An 18114-nucleotide genomic window follows, 5' to 3' on the forward strand; every position below is an offset into this window, starting at 1 on the left:
GCCGCACCGGCCGCAGCCGGTGAAACGACGCGGGGCCGCCCCGAGCCTGCCGGTGCCGGCGGAGGGGCCGGACCCCACACCCGTCCGCACATCGTTCCCCGTTCGAAGGAGAGACCCGTGGCCGGCAGTGTCGAAACGCTGGAGTTCCAGGCGGAGTCCCGCCAGTTGCTGCACCTGGTGATCCACTCGATCTACTCCGACAAGGACATCTTCCTGCGGGAGCTGATCTCGAACGCCTCCGACGCGCTGGACAAGCTGCGGCTGGAGTCGCTGACCGACTCCGCTCCCGACGCCGACGTCTCCGACCTGCACATCGCTCTGGAGGCCGACCCGGACGCCCGCACCCTGACGATCCGCGACAACGGGATCGGGATGAGCCGGGACGACGTCGTCGAGCTCATCGGCACGATCGCCAAGTCCGGCACCGCCGGCCTGCTGGACAAGCTGCGGGAGGCCAAGGACGCCGAGGCCGCCCAGAGCCTCATCGGGCAGTTCGGCGTCGGCTTCTACTCGGCGTTCATGGTCGCCGACAAGGTCACCCTGCGCACCCGGAGGGCGGGCAGCGACTCGGGGACCTGGTGGGAGTCCGACGGCGAGGGCACCTACCGCATCCAGGACGTGGACGACCTGCCCGTGGGCACTTCGGTCGAGCTGCATCTCAAGCCCTCCGACGGTGAGGACGGGCTGGCCGACTACCTCTCCGGGGCGAAGATCCGTCAGATCGTCAAGCGGTACTCGGACTTCATCCGCTGGCCGATCCGGATGGCCTCCGAGCGGACCGGTGCCGACGGCACCGACGCATCGGCGGTCGACACCCTCAACTCGATGAAGGCGTTGTGGGCGCGTCCGCGCAGCGAGGTGACCGAGACCGAGTACCACGAGTTCTACCAGCAGATCAGCCACGACTGGCTCGCCCCGGCCGAGACCATCCACATGCGCGCCGAGGGCACCTTCGAGTACGAGGCGCTGCTGTTCATCCCCTCGCAGGCGCCGTTCGACCTGTTCTCCCGCGAGGCCAGGCCGGGGGTGCAGCTGTACGTCAAGCGCGTGTTCATCATGGCGGAGTGCGACGCGCTGATGCCGAACTACCTGCGCTTCGTCAAGGGAGTCGTGGACGCCCACGACCTGTCGCTGAACATCTCGCGCGAGATCCTGCAGCACGACCGCCAGATCCGCGGAGTACGCCGCCGCCTGGTCAAGAAGGTGCTGGGCGCGCTCAAGGACGTGCAGAGGCGGGACGGCGAGCGGTACGCGAACCTCTGGGACCAGTTCGGCCGGGCCCTCAAGGAAGGTCTGGTCGAGGATCGCGACAGCACTGAGGCGCTCCTCGAACTCGTGCTGGCCGCCTCCACGCACGACGCGGCGAAGCCGACCACCCTGCGCGAGTACGTCGAGCGCATGAAGGACGGCCAGGAGGCGATCTACTACCTCACCGGCGAGACCAGGGCGACGGTGGAGAACTCCCCGCACATGGAGGCCTTCACGGCCAAGGGCTACGAGGTGCTGATCCTCACCGACCCGGTCGACGAGGTCTGGGTCGACCAGGTGGAGGGCTTCTCCGGACACCGCCTGCAGTCGATCGCCAAGGGCCAGGTCGACCTCGGCGGTCCCTCCGACGGCGACGAGGCCGCGGCCGAGAAGGCCCGGCACGAGCAGGAGTACGCCGCTCTGCTGCCCTGGCTGACGACCGCCCTGTCCGAACAGGTCAAGGAGGTCAGGCTGTCGTCGCGGCTGACCACGTCGGCGGCCTGCGTGGTCGGTGACGCGCACGACGTGACGCCGACGCTGGAGAAGATGTACCGGGCGATGGGGCAGCAGTTGCCCCCGGTCAGGCGGATCCTGGAACTGAACCCCGCGCATCCCCTCATCACGGCGCTGCGCTCCGCGCACCAGGAGAACCCCGACAGTCCGGAGCTCACCGACCTCGCCGAACTGGTCCACGGCAGCGCGCTGCTCGCGGAGGGCGGTGAACTGCCCGACCCCGCACGGTTCACCCGGCTGCTCACCGACCGGCTGGCCCGAGCCCTCTGAGCAGGGGGCGGCCGTAGCCCACCCCTGGCGGCGGGCTCCGGGCAGCCGCTCGCACGCCCGGTGCCGGGCCGGTTCGGCACGAGCCGGCCCGGTCCCGTTCCGCCCCGTCGCGGTACCGGTGGCACACGGGGGCGGGCAGAACGGACCGGACCAGGCCGTCCCCGGCGTCGCCCGGGGCGACCGGTGGCCGCTGAGCGCCACACGCTCGGCGGCCACAGCGCCGGGCGACCGCGCCCGGTGGAGCGCGCGGGCGTGTCCTCGGCGCGGACGCGTCCTGTGTTCAGGCCGCGGCACGGAAGACGTGGGCCGTCATCGGGGCGGTGACCGGTCCCGGGCCCAGCCGGGCCGTCATCTCCTCGATGACGGCGGCCCGGACGGCCGGTGCGTCGCCGCGCTCCTCGACGGCCGCGCGCACCGGTGTCCCGGTGAGGTACCCGAGGGCGAGGTCGGCGGTCGACGCGGCCCGGCCCCGTAGCGTCAGCTCCTGAGCGTCCTCGACGGTGAACCCGGCGTCCTCCAGGTCGGCGGCCACGACGGCGGGGTCGGCACAGCCGTGCGGTACCGTCGCGAGGAACCGCGGTGGGTCGGCCGGAAGGACCCGCTCCAGCCCGGCCTGCAGCGCGGCTTCGAAGGCGTGCGTCTCCAGCGTGCCCCACGTGTTGAACAGGAACCGGCCGTCCCGGGCCAGCACCCGGCGGACCTCGGTGAAGGCCTCGACGCGGTCGGGGAAGAACATCACACCGAACTGGCAGACCACCAGGTCGAAGCATCCGTCCGGGAAGGGCAGCCGCTGCGCGTCGGCCCGCCGCCACACCGCGCCCGGGGCCCGCCTCGACCCGAACGCGACCATGGCCTCGTTGAGGTCGGTGGCGGTCACCTCGGCCGAAGGCACCGATGCGAGCAGACGGGACGTCAACACGCCGGTTCCCGCGGCGAGTTCCAGCAGCCGCCCGGGGCGGAGCGCCGCCGCCCGGTCGCTCAGGTCCTCGGCGAAGGGCCGGAAGACCACCGGCACGAGGTACTGCTCGTAGGCCGCCGGCATGGACTCGGACCAGCGCCGGTCGGCATTGTTTCCCGTCACTCTCAGGACGGTAGCGCGGCGCCGGGACGTCCCTCCCCCGCCGCGCCGCCCGTGGAACCGCACAGGACGCCCGCGGGTGTTCCGGTGCCGTGCCGCCGGAGGTGGCGTGGAGGCGGCGGTACGCGCCCGCAGCACGGTGGTCCTGGCCGGGCAGCCGCGCGGTGGGGGGAGAGCAGGCCACGCCGCTCGGGAGCGGTGTGCGGCACCCGCCGGCGTTGCCCCTCTCGCTGCCGGACCGGGGACGAGGCGGCGCCGGAGCCGTTCGGGCCGATCGACGGTCGGGCCGACGCACCGCCCTGGCGGTACGAGGCAGATTCCGCGGCGTACCTCCGCCCGGTCCGCGACGCCGGTGCCCCGGCGGTGGGGCGCTCCACCGCGGCCTGAGGTCCGGCGCCCGCTGCGCGGCGGCCGCCGCGCGGGTCGGCCGTCCGTGGTGCCCGACCGGCCGGGCGGACACCACGGACGGGCTCAGGCCGCCGCGGCCAGCGCGGCGTCGGCCGTACGGGGCTCGCGCAGGCGGGCGCGGAAGGCGATCAGCAGCAGGACGGTGAGGGCGAGGATCGGCAGCGCTTCCAGCGGCCCCAGCGCGGGGGCCGCGACCCCGGCGGCGTTCACGACGACGAACGCCGCCGCGACCCCGGCCATGGCCCGGTACATCCGCGTCCCGTGAGGCAGCGCCAGCCCGAGGAAGCCCACGGCGGTCATCGCCGCGGCGGTCTTCAGGGCCGCGATCGCGTACAGCGCCGTCATCGGCAGTGCGGCACCCGTCAGTTCACCGAGGTCCGACTGGGCCGCGTAGCCGGCGAGCATCGCGTTCTCGACGGCGTCCAGAGCTCCGGCGGTGAAGATCGCGCCGAGGCTGATCCCGCCCAGCAGCCGCGACCGGCTCAGCTGTACGGCACCGACGAACATGGCGACGTAGCCGATGACGAAGAGGGAGTCGAACGACATCCACAGCAGCACGGCGCCGGGCTCGGTGGCGAGGGGTCGGACGAAGTCGGCCGCCGCGAGCGGCAGGTCGGTGGGTTGCAGATGGACACCCGGGTGGGTCAGTGCCAAGACCTGGAACGCCACGGCGCAGACGAGGGTCACCACCGCGCCCACGAGTCCGGCCCGGTCGTGGGAACGGCTGTCGACGCGGTAGGCGGTCGTGGTGTTCATCGGTGGCGCCCTTCGGGGTCGATGGCGGAGCAGGAGGGCGAGGCACCGGGGTGGGCTCCGGCGGCGGACTCCTCGCCGGGGGCGTCCCGGCCGGGCTCGTCGAGAAGTGCGGTGATGTCGTCGCCATGGGTCCGGATCCGGGTGACGGCGACCTGCAGCCGGTCCCGCAGGGCCGTCATCTGCTCGATCTGCGTGTCGACCTCGCTGATGCGCTGCGCCAGCACGCGTTCGGCCGCTCCGACGGGGCAGTCGTCGGTGTGGTCGCAGGCGTCGAGCAGCTCCTTGATCTCCTCCAGGCGGAGCCCGAGGCACTGCCCGACCCGGATGAAGGTGAGCCGATCCCGGGTCTCCGCGGGGTAGCGGCGGTGGTCTCCACGGGTCCGCTGCGGTGGCGGCAGCAGGCCCCGGCGTTCGTAGTAGCGAAGTGTGTCGACCGAGAGGCCGGCGGACCGGGCCAGGGCCCCGCTGGTCAGCCACGGAGACTCGATCACTGCTGAAGTGGACATGAGAGGAGGCTAGAACCCGGAGCCGACTCCGGGTTCAAGCCCGCCTCGCGTGATGTACGTCACACCGTGCGGACGGGTCTGCGCGCACCGGCCGCGGCTCCGCGGCGGTCTTGCCCGGACCGCCTGCGCAGCCGCCCGAACCCCGGGGACAACGCCCGGCCTACCGCACCCGGGCAGCCGGCGGCCGGACCCGACCCGGTCGGCCGTACCGCAGCCGGACGGCCTGCCGGCGGCCCGTCGCGGACTGCGGGTCCGGGCGGCGTCCCGGGCCGGCTGACCCGGTGCCAGTCCGTCCGGACCGCGTTGGTAGCGTGACGTGGTTCGTGATGTGACCGGTCGGGGGGATCGCGGTGGCCGCAGAGGTTGTCGTCCGTACGGGACTCGAGTACGGGTCCGACGGCCAACTGATGGACGTCTACCGGCCTGAGGCCGCGCCGGGGCCGCTGCCCGCGGTGCTGCTCTGGCACGGCCGGGGACCCGACGAACGGGACGTCCTCGCACCCCTCGCCCGTGCCGCGGCGCGGTGGGGCACGGTGGTCCTGGTGCCCGACTGGCGCCCCGACGCCCCGGACGGCGGGCGGACGCACCTGCGGGAGTCGGCCGCGTTCACGCGGCGCAACGTGGCCGACTTCGGCGGTGATCCCGAGCGGATCGCGCTCGCGGGCTGGTCACTGGGCGGCCTGGCCGCGGTGGGGGTCGCCACGCGTCCCGCGGCGTTCGGCGACTGGCGGCCACGGGCCGTGGTCGGGATCGCCGGCGCGTACGGATCGCCCGCGCCGACCACCGGCACCGCCCCGGTCGACGACCTCCGCCGGGGCGGGGGGCTCCTGCCGCCCGTGCCGGTGTGGCTGGTGCACGGCACCGCCGATCCGGTGGTGGACGTCGAGCGCTCCCGGGAACTGCACACGGCCCTCAAGGAGCAGGGCCGGCCGGTGTCCTTCGACGAGGTCGCCGCCGACCACGCCGGCGTCGTCATGACCGAGTTCAGTCCGGAGAGGCAACGCTGCCTGCCCAGCGCCGCCCCTGACGCCGTCGAGGCGGGCTCTCGGAGCGCCCGGGCACTGGCTCTCGCCGCAGGTGCCGTCGAGCCGCTCCGGCACTGACCGGGACGGCCGCCCACCCCGAGCCGCCGACGCCTTCCCCTCCGGCGACCGGGCCGGACGCGGCGGGGGCCTCAACGGCCCGGTCCGGAGGTTCCGGGGCGGGCCGGCCGCAGAGCCGGGCTCCGCAGTCCGTGCCGGGGGCCCGGAGCGCGCGCTCGGTGCCGGGCCCGCTCACCCGTGCCGCGGGTCCTGACGGGGCAGGCCCACGACGGAAGGCCCTGACGCACCGGCGGCGAAGGGGACCGGCCGGGGCCGGTCAGGACGCCTCGACCGCTGCCTTGATCCGTCCGGCGAACGCCGGCGCGTCCCTGCGGGCCGCGGCGAGGGCGAGCGGGGCCAGCACCTTGCCCACGCCGTGCCCCTGGAGATCGTTGTGGATCCGCAGCCGGGTACGCCGCCCTCCGTCGAGCGGGTCCAGGTCGTAGCCGCCCTCGGCGGCGGTGACGAGGTTCTTCGACTGCTCCTGCCAGCGGATACGGCGCGGCGGGTCGAAGGCGCTGATGCGGAACTCCCGGTCGGTGGTCATCCCGGCGTCCTTGACCCTGCTGCGGTAGACGGTGCCCACGTCGGTCGGCCCGTCGGTGGCCGGGGCGATCGACTGGACGCGGGGACTGAACTTGGGGTCGTTGGTGCCGTCGGCGAGGAAGGCGAACACCTCCTCGACCGGTCGGTCGATCTCCACCGTCGCCTCGAACCGGCCCATGATCAGCTCCTCGCTCGCGCCCGCGCTCCGCCTGCCCCTCCAGAGTCGCAGCACCGCCGCCACCGGGCCACCGCACGGCCCGCCCCGTGCCCTGTCGCGGTCCCGATCGAGGCGCACCCGGTCACCGGGACCGTGCGGTCGCCGGGCAGGACCCCCGTGGACCGGGGGTGCTCCCTGCCGCGTGCCTCGTGGAGCCGGGTCACCGCGGAGCGGGCATCCGGCCCGCCCGGCGCGGCGGGCCGGGCGGGCGGACCGCTCTCTCCCCGGCTCACCACGTGGTGCGCGGCCGCGCTCCACCGCATCGCCGTACGGCAGGGGGAACGGGCTCCCTCGCCTTCTCACGGCCTGTCAGCGGCCGGTCCCGGCCGGGCGGGGACGGCGGCGGGGCGCGCCGGAGGGCCGTCACCCGTTCCGCCGCAGTGCTCGCGCATCGCTCGGGCCGTCGCAGGGTACGGGCGGCGTCCCAGATCAGGGGGGCCTTCCGCGGCCGCGGCCACGGCTCGGGGTCCGCGTCCAGCGGCCGTGTGGGGGTCACTCGTCTGATCAGCACGAGTGGCAGGGGCTCCGTTCCTGGCTGAGGGTCGGCCATGTCGGCGGGCGAGCCCCTCTTGTCCTGATGCGGTGTCAGGCAGCTCGGCCCCGACGGAAGGAATGTCAGATGCGTTCTGCTCGCATTCTCCTGGTCACCGGGGCGGCCTCGGCCGCTCTCGCACTCGGCGCGACCGGTGCCTACGCCGACTCGGACAGCTGGGACCACGAGGACTCCTCCTACAGCAAGGAGCGGGACAAGGATCACCACGGCAAGGACCACTACGGCAAGGACAAGGACCGGCGCGACGACCACGGCAAGGACCACTACCGCAAGCCCCACGGCGGCATGCACACCGGCGGCGGCGCCCTCACCGCGCTCACCGTGAACACCGACGGCGGTCACGACGGCTGGGACAAGGACCGGCGCGACGACCACGACAAGGACCACTACGGCAAGGACAAGGACCGGCGCGACGACCACGGCAAGGACCACTACGGCAAGCCCCACGGCGGCATGCACACCGGCGGCGGCGCCCTCACCGCGCTCACCGTGAACACCGACGGCGGTCACGACGGCTGGGACAAGGACCACCACGACAAGGACGGCTGGGAGAAGGACGGCTGGAAGAAGGACGGCTGGGAGAAGGACAAGGACTGGCGCGACAAGCACGAGAAGCCCCACGGCGGCATGCACACCGGTGGCGGCGCGCTGGCCGGGCCGTCCGTCACCGCGGGCGGGCTGGCCGTACTGGGCGTCGCCGGCGCCGGGATGTACGCGATGCGCCGCCGCAAGGCCGCGCCGAACGCGGGCTGAGGTGTGCCGGACGCGATAGGTGCCGCGGCCGCCACGCTCGTGCAACGTGGCGGCCCGGCTCTTTCCGCACTCCCCGTCCGCTCCGCTGCTCCGCCCAGGTGAGGTGCTCTTCCGATGACAGCTGGCCCTTCTTCGCCCGACAACGACGGCCGGGCCGCCGGTTCCGCGGCCGGCGCCCCGCGCTCGCGCTCGCGCAGCACCCTCCTGATGGGCTGTGCGGCCGCGCTGGTGCTCGCCGTGAGTCTGTTCGGCGGTCATGACACGTCGTCCGGGTCCGATGCCCGGTCATCCGGTTCCGCTCCGGCGTCCGCGCAGCCGTCCCGGTCCGCCGAACCGCCCACCCGGACCGCCGGGCAGCCGAGCGTACGGGCTCTGCCGCGCTCGAAGCCGGTGCGTCTGCGGATCCCGAAGATCCTTGTGGACGCGCCGTTCACGGATCTCTCGATCGGTTCTTCCGGGCAACTCGACCCCCCGCCCGCGGACGACGTCAACCTGGTCGGCTGGTTCGCCAAGGGGGCCTCGCCGGGCGAGGCCGGCACGTCGATCGTCGCGGGCCACGTCGACACCAAGACGGCCCCGGCCGTGTTCGTGGGGCTGGGCGAGCTCAAGAAGGGCGATGTGTTCCACATCGACCGGGCCGACGGACGCACGGCGACCTTCGTGGTCGACAGCGCCGAGACCTTCAGCAAGGACGACTTCCCCAGTGAACGGGTGTACGCCGACACGCCTCAGCCCCAGGTACGCCTGATCACCTGCGCCGGTGACTACGACCGCTCGGCCAGGGACTACACGGACAACCTGGTCGTCTTCGCCCACCTCAAGTGACGACGCCGCCTCCGGCACACGGCCGGCCGGTCCTCCTCTCCCGAGGACCGGCCGGCCGCTCGCACGACGTGGCGGCGAACGCTGCCGCCCGGCCCCTCGGACGCGCCGGCCGGGCGGCGGGATGCCGACGCCGGTGACCGGGCAGACGGGCAGTCGGCGGGCAGCAGCACGACCGCGACGAGCCGCGGGGCCGCCTGGGTCCCGGCGTTCGGCCCCGCGGCGTCCGGGCGGTCAGGCGTCCGTGATCCGGGCCGTGCCCAGGCGGATGTTGTCGATGGCCCAGTACCAGTTGTTGCCGGCGTTGTGGACCCGGAAGTTCACCCTCACCGAGGCGGCGCCGGACGGCACCGGCACCGCGCAGGTGACCAGACGGTTCTGCTGGTCCCTGCCCTGGTTGGTGTTCCCCGAGACCGCGCTGGAGTAGTGCAGGACGCGGGAGGTCTCGCCGGTGTCGAACTCGACGGTGACCTCGGCCTCCTGGGGGCTCTCCTGACGGTAGTGCGAGTCGAAGCCCAGATGGAGGGTCGAGGTCTGTGCCGGTACGGCGACCGCGGGCGTGCTGAGCGTCGAGTCGAAGCGGCCGCGGGCGGCCGGCCCGCCGGTGTCGTCCCAGTCGTCCGGGTCGGCGACGGCGACGATGCCGAGGCCACGGTCGAACCTCGTCCGGTCCTGGCCACCGGGGAACCAGAACTGCTGGGAGAGGAACGTCCAGCCCTGCAGTTCCCGGGTGCCCTGCGGCATGTCCGCCGCGTTGGTCACGCTCCAGCCCTCCGGGGCGGTTCGCGTCCAGCCGCGCAGGCCGGGCCGGCTGAGGTCGGCGGCCGGCGCCAGCGCCGGGGCGAGGGACTCGAAGTCCTCGGCGAGCAGGAACCCGGTCATGACCGGTCCGACCCGGGCGTCCAGGGACGCGGTCCGCTCCTCGGTGGTAGCGCCGGACCGCGCGGTGACGGCCGCCCGGAGGGTGGCGGCGGTCCGGGCGGCCGCGGCCGGGGCGACGACGTCCCAGCTGAGGTCCACGGAGGAACGGGGCGGGACGGAGTCGGGTGCGCCGGCGGCCGGGACGGCGCGCCAGCCGTCCGGGACGGTGAGGGTGGCCGCCAGGCCGGTGAGCGGGGCGCCCGACGCGTTGGTGACGGTCGCGCCGACGGTGAGCGGCCGGTCCGGGGACAGCACGCAGCCGTCGGTCCCCGGCGAGGCGGCCGGGGCGGTCAGCGTCATGCTCATCGCGGGGGCGACCGCGGCCCGCACCCGGGCGTCGGCGATACGCAGCAGGCCTCTGCCGTCCGCGCGCGCGGCGACCACCAGGCTGCCGGCGGTGGCGTCCGCGGGCGGAGTGACGGTGAAGCGCACGTCGGCGGAGGCGCCGGCGGCCAGACTCCGCGGCACGGAACCGGACCGCTCGGCCCTCCAGCCGGACGGCGCGACCAGGCTCACGGACAGATCGTGCTGCGGGCCGGACTCCCGGTTCGTCACGCGGACGACGACCTCGGCCGGACTGCCCTGCACGAACGGGGTGTCCAGGGGCGGCAGCGGCTCGGGCAGGGTGATCGCCGCCGCGAGCGCCGGCGCCGTGCCGCCGGCCGGGTCGGTGACGCCCCGCTTGCCGTCGGAGAGGCGGCCGGTCATACGGCGCAGGAAGCCCGGGTCGCTCTCGTCGACCACCACGATGTCGTACCAGCCGTGCCGGGACAGCCGGACCGGTACGGTCCGCTTGCGTCCCGGCGCGAGCCTGACGGTCACGACGCGGCCGCCCCGGCGCGGATGCACCGACTCGCCGACGAGCAGGGTCCGGGTCCGGGAGGTCGGATTGCTGCACTCGATCCGGACCACGCCCGCAGCGGCCCGCTCCACCAGGTGCGCCTCGGGGCCCACGCCCGAGCCCCGCAGCTCCCACAGCGACCAGCCCGGCCCGTGCACCTGGAGGTCGTAGCCCTCCGCGCCGTACGCGACCGTGCCGGTGGTGGTGCGCCGCCCGGCGAGCGTCCAGGTCTGCGGTGCCCCGCCGTCACCCGGGTACGCCGTCACCGCCGCAGCCCGCACGCCGGCGTTGCCCAGCCTCAGCCGGACCCGGCCGTCGGACACGGCGGCGCGCAGTGACAGGCGGTAGGGCGAGGGGCGCGTGGCCCGGACGCCCGCCTCCTGCGCGGGCGGCTCCGGCTCCGCGGGCGGCACCGGGTTCCAGCGGCCGACCGGTGCCGGCACCGGTCCCGGCTGCTCCACCTCGGGCTGCCGGTGCGCGCGGTCGAAGTCGAAGGCTGAGGTCAGGTCGCCGAAGACGCTGCGCCGCCAGGCGCTGATGTTGGGCTCGTGCACTCCGGTCCACTTCTCCAGGAACCGGATCACGGAGGTGTGGTCGAAGGCCTCGGAGCAGACGAAGCCGCCGACCGTCCACGGCGAGACGACCGTCATCGGCACGCGCGGTCCGGGGCCGACCGGGCGGCCGCCGGCCCAGTCGTCGTTGTCGCCGCTGTCCGGCCGGGGCGCGGTCGGCGAGGGCACGTGGTCGAAGTATCCGTCGTTCTCGTCGAAGTTGATGAACAGCGCGGTCTTCGCCCAGGTCTTCGGATCGCTCGCGATCGCGTCGAGCAGGTCGTGGACGAGGCCGGCGCTGCCGACGGGGGTGGAGGAGCTGGGGTGTTCGGAGAGGGCCGCCGTGGGCACCACCCAACTGACCCTGGGCAGGGTGCCGTTGCGGATGTCGGCCCTGATGCGGGGCAGCAGGCTGCCGGGCTCGGAGCGGTGGGAGCCGCGCAGGAAGAGCCATCGCTCGGCCTCGGTCAGCCGGTCCACACCCTTCTGGAACCGGGCCAGCGCGTCCTCGCGGTCGGCGGCGCTCCTGCTCCAGAGGCTGTCGTAGAACTGCTCGGTGGTGGAGTACGGCAGACCGGCCTCGGCGAGGATCCTGCGGCCGATCCGCTTCCACGGCCGGAAGTACTCCACCGCGTTGTCGGTGAAGTTGTCCCACTCCTGGTAGATCTGCCACGAGACTCCGGCCGCCTCCAGGCGCTCCGGATAGGTGGTCCAGTCGTATCCGGCGTGGCTGTAGGAGTACGCGGCGTTGGTGAGGGCTCGGCTCACACCGTCCGGCTCGAAGCCGGTGGTGCCGGTCCACAGGTAGTTGCGGTTGGGGTTGGTCGAGCCGAAGACGGAGCAGAAGTAGGCGTCGCAGATGGTGAAGCGGTCCGCCAGCTCGTACTGCAGCGGGATGTCCCGGCGGTCGTAGAAGGCCATCGTGCTCTGCCCCTTGGCCGCCACCCAGTCGTCCCACCAGCCGTCGGCCCGGGCCTGGACGCCGTCGGTGAAGCCGTGCGGGAGCGAACCCAGGTACTGGATGTCGCTCTCGGGCCGGCCGGACGCCACCGCCGCCCTGCGGGCGGAGAAGGGCAGCACGGCGCCGCCGCCGGACCGGGGCTGCTCGAAGACGCTCGCGCCGCCGGGCAGCCGCAGCGCCGTACGGTCGCCGAAGCCGCGTACGCCCTTGAGGGTGCCGAAGTAGTTGTCGAAGGAACGGTTCTCCTGCATGAGGACGATCACGTGCTCGATCGCGCGCATGCCGCCGCGCGGCATCGGCGCGGCCATCGCCTGGAGCAGTGAAGGGGGCAGAACGGAGAGCGTGGTGCCGCCGGCGAGCGTGCCGAGGACCCTGCGGCGGGAGGCGGGGCCGGTGCACCGGATCACCGGGCCGGACGGGCTGCCCGTGTGGATCGTCACCCGCTACGCCGACGTACGGCAGCTGCTCGCCGATCCACGGCTGTCCCTGGACAAGGCGCACCGGCTTCCGGGCAACTACCGGGGCTTCTCACTGCCGCCGGCGCTCGACCGCAACCTGCTGAACATGGATCCGCCCGATCACACCCGCATCAGGCGACTGGTGACGAAGGCGTTCACGCCCGGCCGCGTCGAGGGCATGCGAGCAGGTGTCGAGCTCCTGGCGGACCGGCTGCTGGACGCTGTGCACGACCGCGGACACGCCGATCTCATCTCCGGCTTCGCCGCACCGCTGCCGATCACCGTCATCTGCGACCTGCTCGGGGTGCCGCAGGACTCACGCCGGGACTTCCGGGCCTGGACCGACGCACTGGTGGCTCCCGACCCCTCGGACCCCACCGCGACACGGCACGCCGTGGCCGCGATGCTGGCCTACTTCCCCCAGCTGATCGCCGACAAGCGTCGCGCGCCGGGCAACGACCTGCTCTCCGAGCTGATCGACGTCCGCGACGACGGCGACCGGCTCACGGAGGACGAGCTCACGTCCCTCGCCTTCCTGCTCCTGATCGCCGGCTACGAGAACTCGGTGCAGCTCATCGGCACGGCTCTGCTCGCGCTGCTGGACCACCCGGACCAGCTGGCCGCGCTGCGCGCCGACCCGGCCCGGATCGAGGCCGCGGTGGAGGAGTTCGCCCGCTTCGACGGCCCTGCGCTGCTCGCGATCCGCCGGTTCCCGGTCGAGGACGTCGAGATCGGCGGAGTGCCGGTCCCGGCCGGCGAGACGGTCATGCTGTCGCTGGCCTCCGCCAACCGCGATCCCGACCGGTTCCGCGATCCCGACCGGCTCGACCTGGGCAGGCAGGACGGCGGGCATCTCGCGCTCGGTCACGGCATCCACTACTGCGTGGGCGCTCCGCTCGCACGGATGGAGACGCAGATCGCCGTGAGCACGGTGCTGCGCCGGTTCCCCGCCCTGGAACTGGCCGTGCCCCGGGACGAGTTGCGGTGGCGGCCGTCCATGCGGGCGCGCGGGCTGGTCGCGCTGCCCGTGCGGTTCTGACGGAGTGAGGCACCGGCCGGTCTCACCGTGAAGCGAGCCTGTCCCGACCCGCTGCCGCGCGTCGCGCGCCGGGTGCTCCGGCCGGGCACCGCGTTCCTGACGACTCGTTGGACGGGCCGGCGTTCGGCGTTCACATCGGTCTCCACCACGCGTGACGGCCGCCGCGTCCTTGTGCACGACACGGCGGTCCAGGCTCGTTCTGCCTGCTCGGCGCTGAGCGCCGCCGGGGCGCTCGTGGCGCGAAACCCGCCTTCCGCAGGATGCGGTGGTGATGTGAACGGGACGGGGTGAATGGCCAAAGTTCCCCCTGGGCTCGCCTCAGGGGGCTCAATACGATGCGAGCGCCCCGGTTCTTCACAGCAGGTTCATTGAATTTCCACGGAAACGCGCCGAGTGGAGCCGGAGCCGTATTCACCCCCCACCGATCCCAGCGAAGGGGAGAGACCATGACAGGTGGACTGCTTCTGGGCGGTGCTGCCGCGGCTCTCATCGCCGCCGCACTACCCGCGCACAACCCGTCTTCGGGCTTCACCGACCCGCCCCCGGACAAGATCGTCATCGATATCGCCACCGTGAACGGCTCGGGCTGCCCCGCGGGCACGGCCGCCGTCGCCGTCTCCGCCGACAACACCGCCTTCACCGTGACGTACAGCGACTACCTGGCGCAGGCGGGCGGCAACTCCAACCCCACGGCGTTCCGCAAGAACTGCCAGCTGAACCTCGTCGTCCACGTCCCGCAGGGCTTCACCTACGCCATCGCCAGCGCGGACTACCGCGGCTTCGCCCTGCTCCAGCCCGGCGCCAGCGCCGTCCAGCGGGCCTCGTACTACTTCCAGGGGTCGCCGCAGACGGCCTACGCCAACCACCCCTTCTCCGGGGCCTACAACGACAACTGGCAGGCCACGGACGTCACCGACTGGGCCCAGCTGGTCTGGGCGCCGTGCGGGGTCCAGCGCAACTTCAACATCAACACGGAGATCCGCGTCGACGCCGGCACGACCTCGGCGGACAAGGTCAGCTTCATGACGATGGACTCCACCGACGGCGACATCAGCACCGTCTACCAGATGGCGTGGAAGGAGTGTCCCGGCACATGAGCGAAGGGCCGCCCGCCGGGCGGGCGGCCCCGGCCCGTCCCACCCGGCCGCGGTACGACACCCGCCGCGGCCGCAACCGTCCGCGGTGACGGGCCCGCAGAGCGAGAAACCCGCGCCCTTCGTCGAGGTGGTTCACGACGGAGGGCGCGGGACTGCCTTTGAGGTGCCCGCGCAGGCGTCCGGGCGGCCGGCCGGTCAGACCGGCCGACGGGACGGGAGGGATCAGCCCTGACGGTCGGGGGAAGGGCCCGGAGAGGGCCGGCGGCCGGGGTGGAGTGGTGAGGGCGCTGCCGGCCGCGGCGGGTCCGCACGCGTTCCGGCGCAGACCGATGAGTTTCTCCGCGACCGTCAGTCGTAGATCACGGTCGGACCCCGCGACGGCGCGTACGCTCCCAGCAGGTCCGGCCGAACCCGCCGACCCTGCACGAGACATCGAGGATCCCCACCATGCGCACCCTGATCAGCACCGCGTTCATCTCGCTCGACGGCGTCGTGGACTCCCCCGGCGGCGAGCCCGGCTACCGCAACGCCGGCTGGACCTTCAAGGACATCGAGTTCCTCCCCGAGGCGTTCGAGATCAAGGGCCGTGAGCAGCAGGAGGCCACCGCGATGCTGCTGGGCCGCGTCAGCTATCAGGCGTTCAGCCCGGTGTGGCCGGACATGGCGGACTTCGCCGGCTACAAGGAGATGCCCAAGTACGTCGTCTCCACCACGCTCGGCGAGGACGACCTGGTGTCGAACTGGGGCGAGACCTCGATCCTGCGCTCGCTGAAGGAGGTCGCCGACCTCAAGAACACCGAGGGGGGTCCGATCATCGTCCACGGCAGCGCGTCGCTGAACCGGGCCCTGTCCGACGCGGGCCTCATCGACCGCTACCACCTGCTGGTCTTCCCCGTCCTTCTCGGCGCCGGGAAGCGGCTGTTCAGCGCCGCGGACAAGGACAGCCAGAGGCTGAAGCTCGTCGAGCACGAGGCGTACGCCAACGGCCTGCAGAAGAACGTCTTCGACGTCGTCCGCTGACCCGCGCCCCCGACCGACCGAACGCACCTGAGGAACAGGACGGAACCCGGCATGACCCCTGCGGCAAAAGGCCCTGCGAGCTACTTCCCCTCCATCGAGAGGACGTACGGCCGGCCGATCGCGGAGTGGAAGGACCTCATCCGCGCCTCGCCCCTGACCCGGCACATGGAACTCGTCGCCTGGCTCAAGACCGAACACGGCCTGGGCCACGGCCACGCCAACGCCCTCGTCGCCCACACCCTCGCCGAGGACAGCGGCAGCTGACCAGGGCGGAACGCCCCGCCTCGGCGACAGCGGCTGAAGGGGGCCTGGCAGGTCCCGCGCCGCCCCGGAGCAAACCGCCCCATACTGGCGCAGAGCCCACCGCTTCCAGACGCCGGACGGACCTGCCCCAGCGGGCTGTCACCGTCATCTCGTAGGCTCCGGGCCATGAACGACGGGGAAACCGGCAGACGGGTCGTGGACGGCCGCTTCCAGCTCGACGCGCGGCTCGGTGGCGGCGGCATGGGCACGGTGTGGCGGGCGCGCGATCTGGTCCTGGACCGCGCGGTGGCACTCAAGGAGGTGCGGCCCCCCGATCCGGGGCTGGCCGCGTACGACCCGCAGGGCGCGGCCATGCTGCGAGCCCGGGTCCTGCGCGAGGCACGGGCGCTCGCCCGGGTCGACCACCCCAACGTGGTGACCATCCACCACGTGGTGGACGGCGAGGAGCACACCTACCCGTGGCTCGTCATGGAGCTGGTGACCGGCGGATCGCTCCAGGACCGCCTGGAGAAGGGACCGTTGGCGCCCGGCGAGGCCGCCCGGCTCGGACGCGAGGTGCTGGCCGCACTGCGCGCCGCGCACGACGTCGGTATCCAGCACCGCGACGTGAAGCCGGCCAACGTCCTGCTGAGGCCGACCGGGCAGCCCGTCCTCACCGACTTCGGCATCGCGGCCATCAGGGAGTCGACGGCCCTGACCGCGACCGGGTCCCTGATCGGCACGCCCGACTACATGGCACCGGAGCGGATCGCCGGCGACGAGGGCGGTCCGGGCGCCGATCTGTGGTCACTGGCGATGATGCTGTACGTGGCCGTCGAGGGGCACCATCCGCTGCGCAGGGGCACCACCCTCGCGACGCTCGCGGCGCTGCTGAGCGAGGAACTGCCGCCGCCCCGGCGGTCCGGACCACTGACCGGCTTCCTCAACGCGATGCTGGTCAAGGACCCGGCCGCACGGCCGGACCCGGACACCGCCGACCGCATGCTCGCGGCGGCGGCCGAGGGCAGGGACACGGCTCCGAGCGCCCCCGGGGCACCGGGCGGCGCGGCGCCCGCCACCACCTCGTACCGGCTGGCCGCCCCTCCCCCGGGGCCGGCCGCCCCCGACCGGCCGGCCGCACCGGAGGGCTTCGGGCCCCCGGAGGGCTTCGGCCCCCCGGCGGGATTCGGCCCCCCGGCCGCGGCACCCGGCGCCCTCCCGGGTCCGGCCGGTCAGCCCACTCCGTACCCGCTCGGCACCACACAGGCCGCTTCGCCGCAGCCGGGCGGCCGGTCCAGGCGCCGGCTCGCCGTCGCTTCGTCCGTCGCGGGGGTCGCGCTGACCGGGGTCCTGGTGTGGACGCTCCTGCCGGATGGCGGGACCGAGGGGGACGGACCGGCCCTCGGCACACCGGGTTCCTCGGCGACCGGCACGGCGGACCGGACTCCCTCGCAGCCCGCCGCGTCCCGGTCGGCGTCGGCGCCGGCGGCGCAGGCCGACGCGAAGACCGACCTGCTGACGCCGGACGGCATCCGCACCGCGGTGCAGGAGCTCAAGGCCGCGGCCGGCACGGACCGCGCGTGCGACTTCATCGTGTACCCGCAGTACGTGTCGGCGGAGATCATGGTGAAGGGCAGCGACGTCAAGTACGACAGCTACACCTACCGCCCCGGCCAGGGCGCCCAGAAGGGCAGCGGCGGCAGCATCATCGGCGGCGACCGCCCCTTCAGCCTCGACGACTTCGACTGGGACGTCGTACCCGCCCTGCTGGAACGGGCGGACAAGGACCTGAACGTGAAGGAGCCGACCCTGCGCTATGTCCTGGTCCGGGCGGCCGACGACACGTTCGACACCCCGCTGGGCCTGTCGGTCTACGTCGTCGACGACTACGTCTCGGGTTTCCTGGAGGCCGACCTGAAGGGGAAGGTGACCCGGGTGGAGCCGGCCGAGAACTGAGCACGCCGCCTCTCCTGCCCCGGGCGTCCGCGGCGGGCCGCGCGGGCCGTGCCGGTGGCCTTCGCGGACCGGAGGGTCCCGGGCCCCCGGAACCATCAATTCCGGCTCGCACACTCTTTGAGTAATCGGCCCCCGACCAGTGGTGACGCACTGATCAGGGGCCTTGATCCCCAGCTCAGCGAGAGTGAGTGAGGAACCATGGCCCACGCTACCGATCGCCCCACGTGCGGCAGGAGCAGTCTGACCATTGCCGTCGGTCCGATCGAGTCCACCCC

The 18114-nt window shown here is 73.4% G+C and carries 14 protein-coding genes; 9 read left to right on the forward strand and 5 right to left on the reverse strand.

Annotated features, from left to right (window positions below):
- Nucleotides 1–117 precede the first annotated feature (117 nt).
- Complete coding sequence (htpG, locus tag AC5K6T_RS16565) at nt 118–2031, forward strand: molecular chaperone HtpG (protein ID WP_493209799.1); 1914 nt, start codon at nt 118–120, stop codon at nt 2029–2031.
- Between the two features lie 280 nt (nt 2032–2311).
- On the opposite strand, the gene AC5K6T_RS16570 is transcribed toward htpG, so the two are convergent.
- From AC5K6T_RS16570 to AC5K6T_RS16580, 3 genes are all read right to left on the reverse strand, one after another.
- Entirely contained in the window at nt 2312–3073 is a 762-nt protein-coding gene (locus AC5K6T_RS16570; RefSeq protein WP_493210800.1) for a class I SAM-dependent methyltransferase, read from the reverse strand.
- A gap of 507 nt (nt 3074–3580) precedes the next feature.
- Nucleotides 3581–4273 carry a hypothetical protein gene (locus AC5K6T_RS16575; protein ID WP_493209801.1) on the reverse strand — a complete coding sequence of 231 codons (693 nt, stop codon included), beginning with the start codon at nt 4271–4273 and terminating at the stop codon, nt 3581–3583.
- The gene (locus tag AC5K6T_RS16580) at nt 4270–4779 is read right to left on the reverse strand and encodes a MerR family transcriptional regulator (RefSeq protein ID WP_493209803.1); all 510 of its coding nucleotides are present in this window, start codon (nt 4777–4779) and stop codon (nt 4270–4272) included. Before AC5K6T_RS16580 ends, AC5K6T_RS16575 begins: the two co-directional genes overlap by 4 nt.
- Before the next feature lie 350 nt (nt 4780–5129).
- Between AC5K6T_RS16580 and AC5K6T_RS16585 the strand changes: the two genes are divergently transcribed.
- Nucleotides 5130–5882, forward strand: a complete 753-nt coding sequence (locus tag AC5K6T_RS16585) for an alpha/beta hydrolase (protein WP_493209804.1) — start codon at nt 5130–5132, stop codon at nt 5880–5882.
- 256 nt (nt 5883–6138) lie between these two features.
- Here the strand turns inward: AC5K6T_RS16585 and AC5K6T_RS16590 are convergent, their stop codons facing one another.
- Nucleotides 6139–6588, reverse strand: a complete 450-nt coding sequence (locus AC5K6T_RS16590) for an SRPBCC family protein (RefSeq protein WP_493210802.1) — start codon at nt 6586–6588, stop codon at nt 6139–6141.
- 655 nt (nt 6589–7243) lie between these two features.
- Between AC5K6T_RS16590 and AC5K6T_RS16595 the strand changes: the two genes are divergently transcribed.
- The gene (locus AC5K6T_RS16595) at nt 7244–7930 is read left to right on the forward strand and encodes a hypothetical protein (RefSeq protein ID WP_493209806.1); all 687 of its coding nucleotides are present in this window, start codon (nt 7244–7246) and stop codon (nt 7928–7930) included.
- 114 nt (nt 7931–8044) lie between these two features.
- The gene (locus AC5K6T_RS16600) at nt 8045–8755 is read left to right on the forward strand and encodes a class F sortase (protein WP_493209808.1); all 711 of its coding nucleotides are present in this window, start codon (nt 8045–8047) and stop codon (nt 8753–8755) included.
- 231 nt (nt 8756–8986) lie between these two features.
- On the opposite strand, the gene AC5K6T_RS16605 is transcribed toward AC5K6T_RS16600, so the two are convergent.
- A complete protein-coding gene (locus tag AC5K6T_RS16605) occupies nt 8987–12358 on the reverse strand; it encodes a phosphocholine-specific phospholipase C (protein ID WP_493210803.1) in 3372 nt (1123 codons plus the stop codon).
- Here AC5K6T_RS16605 and AC5K6T_RS16610 point away from each other — a divergent pair.
- From AC5K6T_RS16610 to AC5K6T_RS16630, 5 genes are all read left to right on the forward strand, one after another.
- Nucleotides 12276–13523 (forward strand): cytochrome P450 family protein, encoded by a 1248-nt coding sequence (locus AC5K6T_RS16610; RefSeq protein WP_493209810.1) that lies wholly within the window; start codon nt 12276–12278, stop codon nt 13521–13523. The two genes, AC5K6T_RS16605 and AC5K6T_RS16610, sit on opposite strands and share 83 nt — an antisense overlap.
- A gap of 446 nt (nt 13524–13969) precedes the next feature.
- The gene (locus AC5K6T_RS16615) at nt 13970–14620 is read left to right on the forward strand and encodes a DUF4360 domain-containing protein (RefSeq protein ID WP_493209811.1); all 651 of its coding nucleotides are present in this window, start codon (nt 13970–13972) and stop codon (nt 14618–14620) included.
- Nucleotides 14621–15067: 447 nt separating this feature from the next.
- On the forward strand, nt 15068–15640 hold the full coding sequence (locus AC5K6T_RS16620) for a dihydrofolate reductase family protein (protein ID WP_493209813.1): 573 nt from the start codon (nt 15068–15070) through the stop codon (nt 15638–15640).
- A gap of 51 nt (nt 15641–15691) precedes the next feature.
- The gene (locus tag AC5K6T_RS16625; protein WP_493209815.1) at nt 15692–15904 is read left to right on the forward strand and encodes a DUF4287 domain-containing protein; all 213 of its coding nucleotides are present in this window, start codon (nt 15692–15694) and stop codon (nt 15902–15904) included.
- Nucleotides 15905–16069: 165 nt separating this feature from the next.
- Nucleotides 16070–17839, forward strand: a complete 1770-nt coding sequence (locus AC5K6T_RS16630) for a serine/threonine-protein kinase (protein WP_493209816.1) — start codon at nt 16070–16072, stop codon at nt 17837–17839.
- The last annotated feature ends 275 nt before the right edge of the window (nt 17840–18114 follow it).

Source organism: Streptomyces sp. B8-7 (assembly GCF_058833805.1).

What these genes read in the sequence shown, in the direction of transcription:
- AC5K6T_RS16570 (WP_493210800.1), bottom strand. Translation starts at nt 3,073, where the DNA reads ATGCCGGCGGCCTACGAGCAGTACCTCGTGCCGGTGGTCTTCCGGCCC.
- AC5K6T_RS16575 (WP_493209801.1), bottom strand. Translation starts at nt 4,273, where the DNA reads ATGAACACCACGACCGCCTACCGCGTCGACAGCCGTTCCCACGACCGG.
- AC5K6T_RS16580 (WP_493209803.1), bottom strand. Translation starts at nt 4,779, where the DNA reads ATGTCCACTTCAGCAGTGATCGAGTCTCCGTGGCTGACCAGCGGGGCC.
- AC5K6T_RS16595 (WP_493209806.1), top strand. Translation starts at nt 7,244, where the DNA reads ATGCGTTCTGCTCGCATTCTCCTGGTCACCGGGGCGGCCTCGGCCGCT.
- AC5K6T_RS16600 (WP_493209808.1), top strand. Translation starts at nt 8,045, where the DNA reads ATGACAGCTGGCCCTTCTTCGCCCGACAACGACGGCCGGGCCGCCGGT.
- AC5K6T_RS16610 (WP_493209810.1), top strand. Translation starts at nt 12,276, where the DNA reads ATGAGGACGATCACGTGCTCGATCGCGCGCATGCCGCCGCGCGGCATC.
- AC5K6T_RS16615 (WP_493209811.1), top strand. Translation starts at nt 13,970, where the DNA reads ATGACAGGTGGACTGCTTCTGGGCGGTGCTGCCGCGGCTCTCATCGCC.
- AC5K6T_RS16620 (WP_493209813.1), top strand. Translation starts at nt 15,068, where the DNA reads ATGCGCACCCTGATCAGCACCGCGTTCATCTCGCTCGACGGCGTCGTG.
- AC5K6T_RS16625 (WP_493209815.1), top strand. Translation starts at nt 15,692, where the DNA reads ATGACCCCTGCGGCAAAAGGCCCTGCGAGCTACTTCCCCTCCATCGAG.
- AC5K6T_RS16630 (WP_493209816.1), top strand. Translation starts at nt 16,070, where the DNA reads ATGAACGACGGGGAAACCGGCAGACGGGTCGTGGACGGCCGCTTCCAG.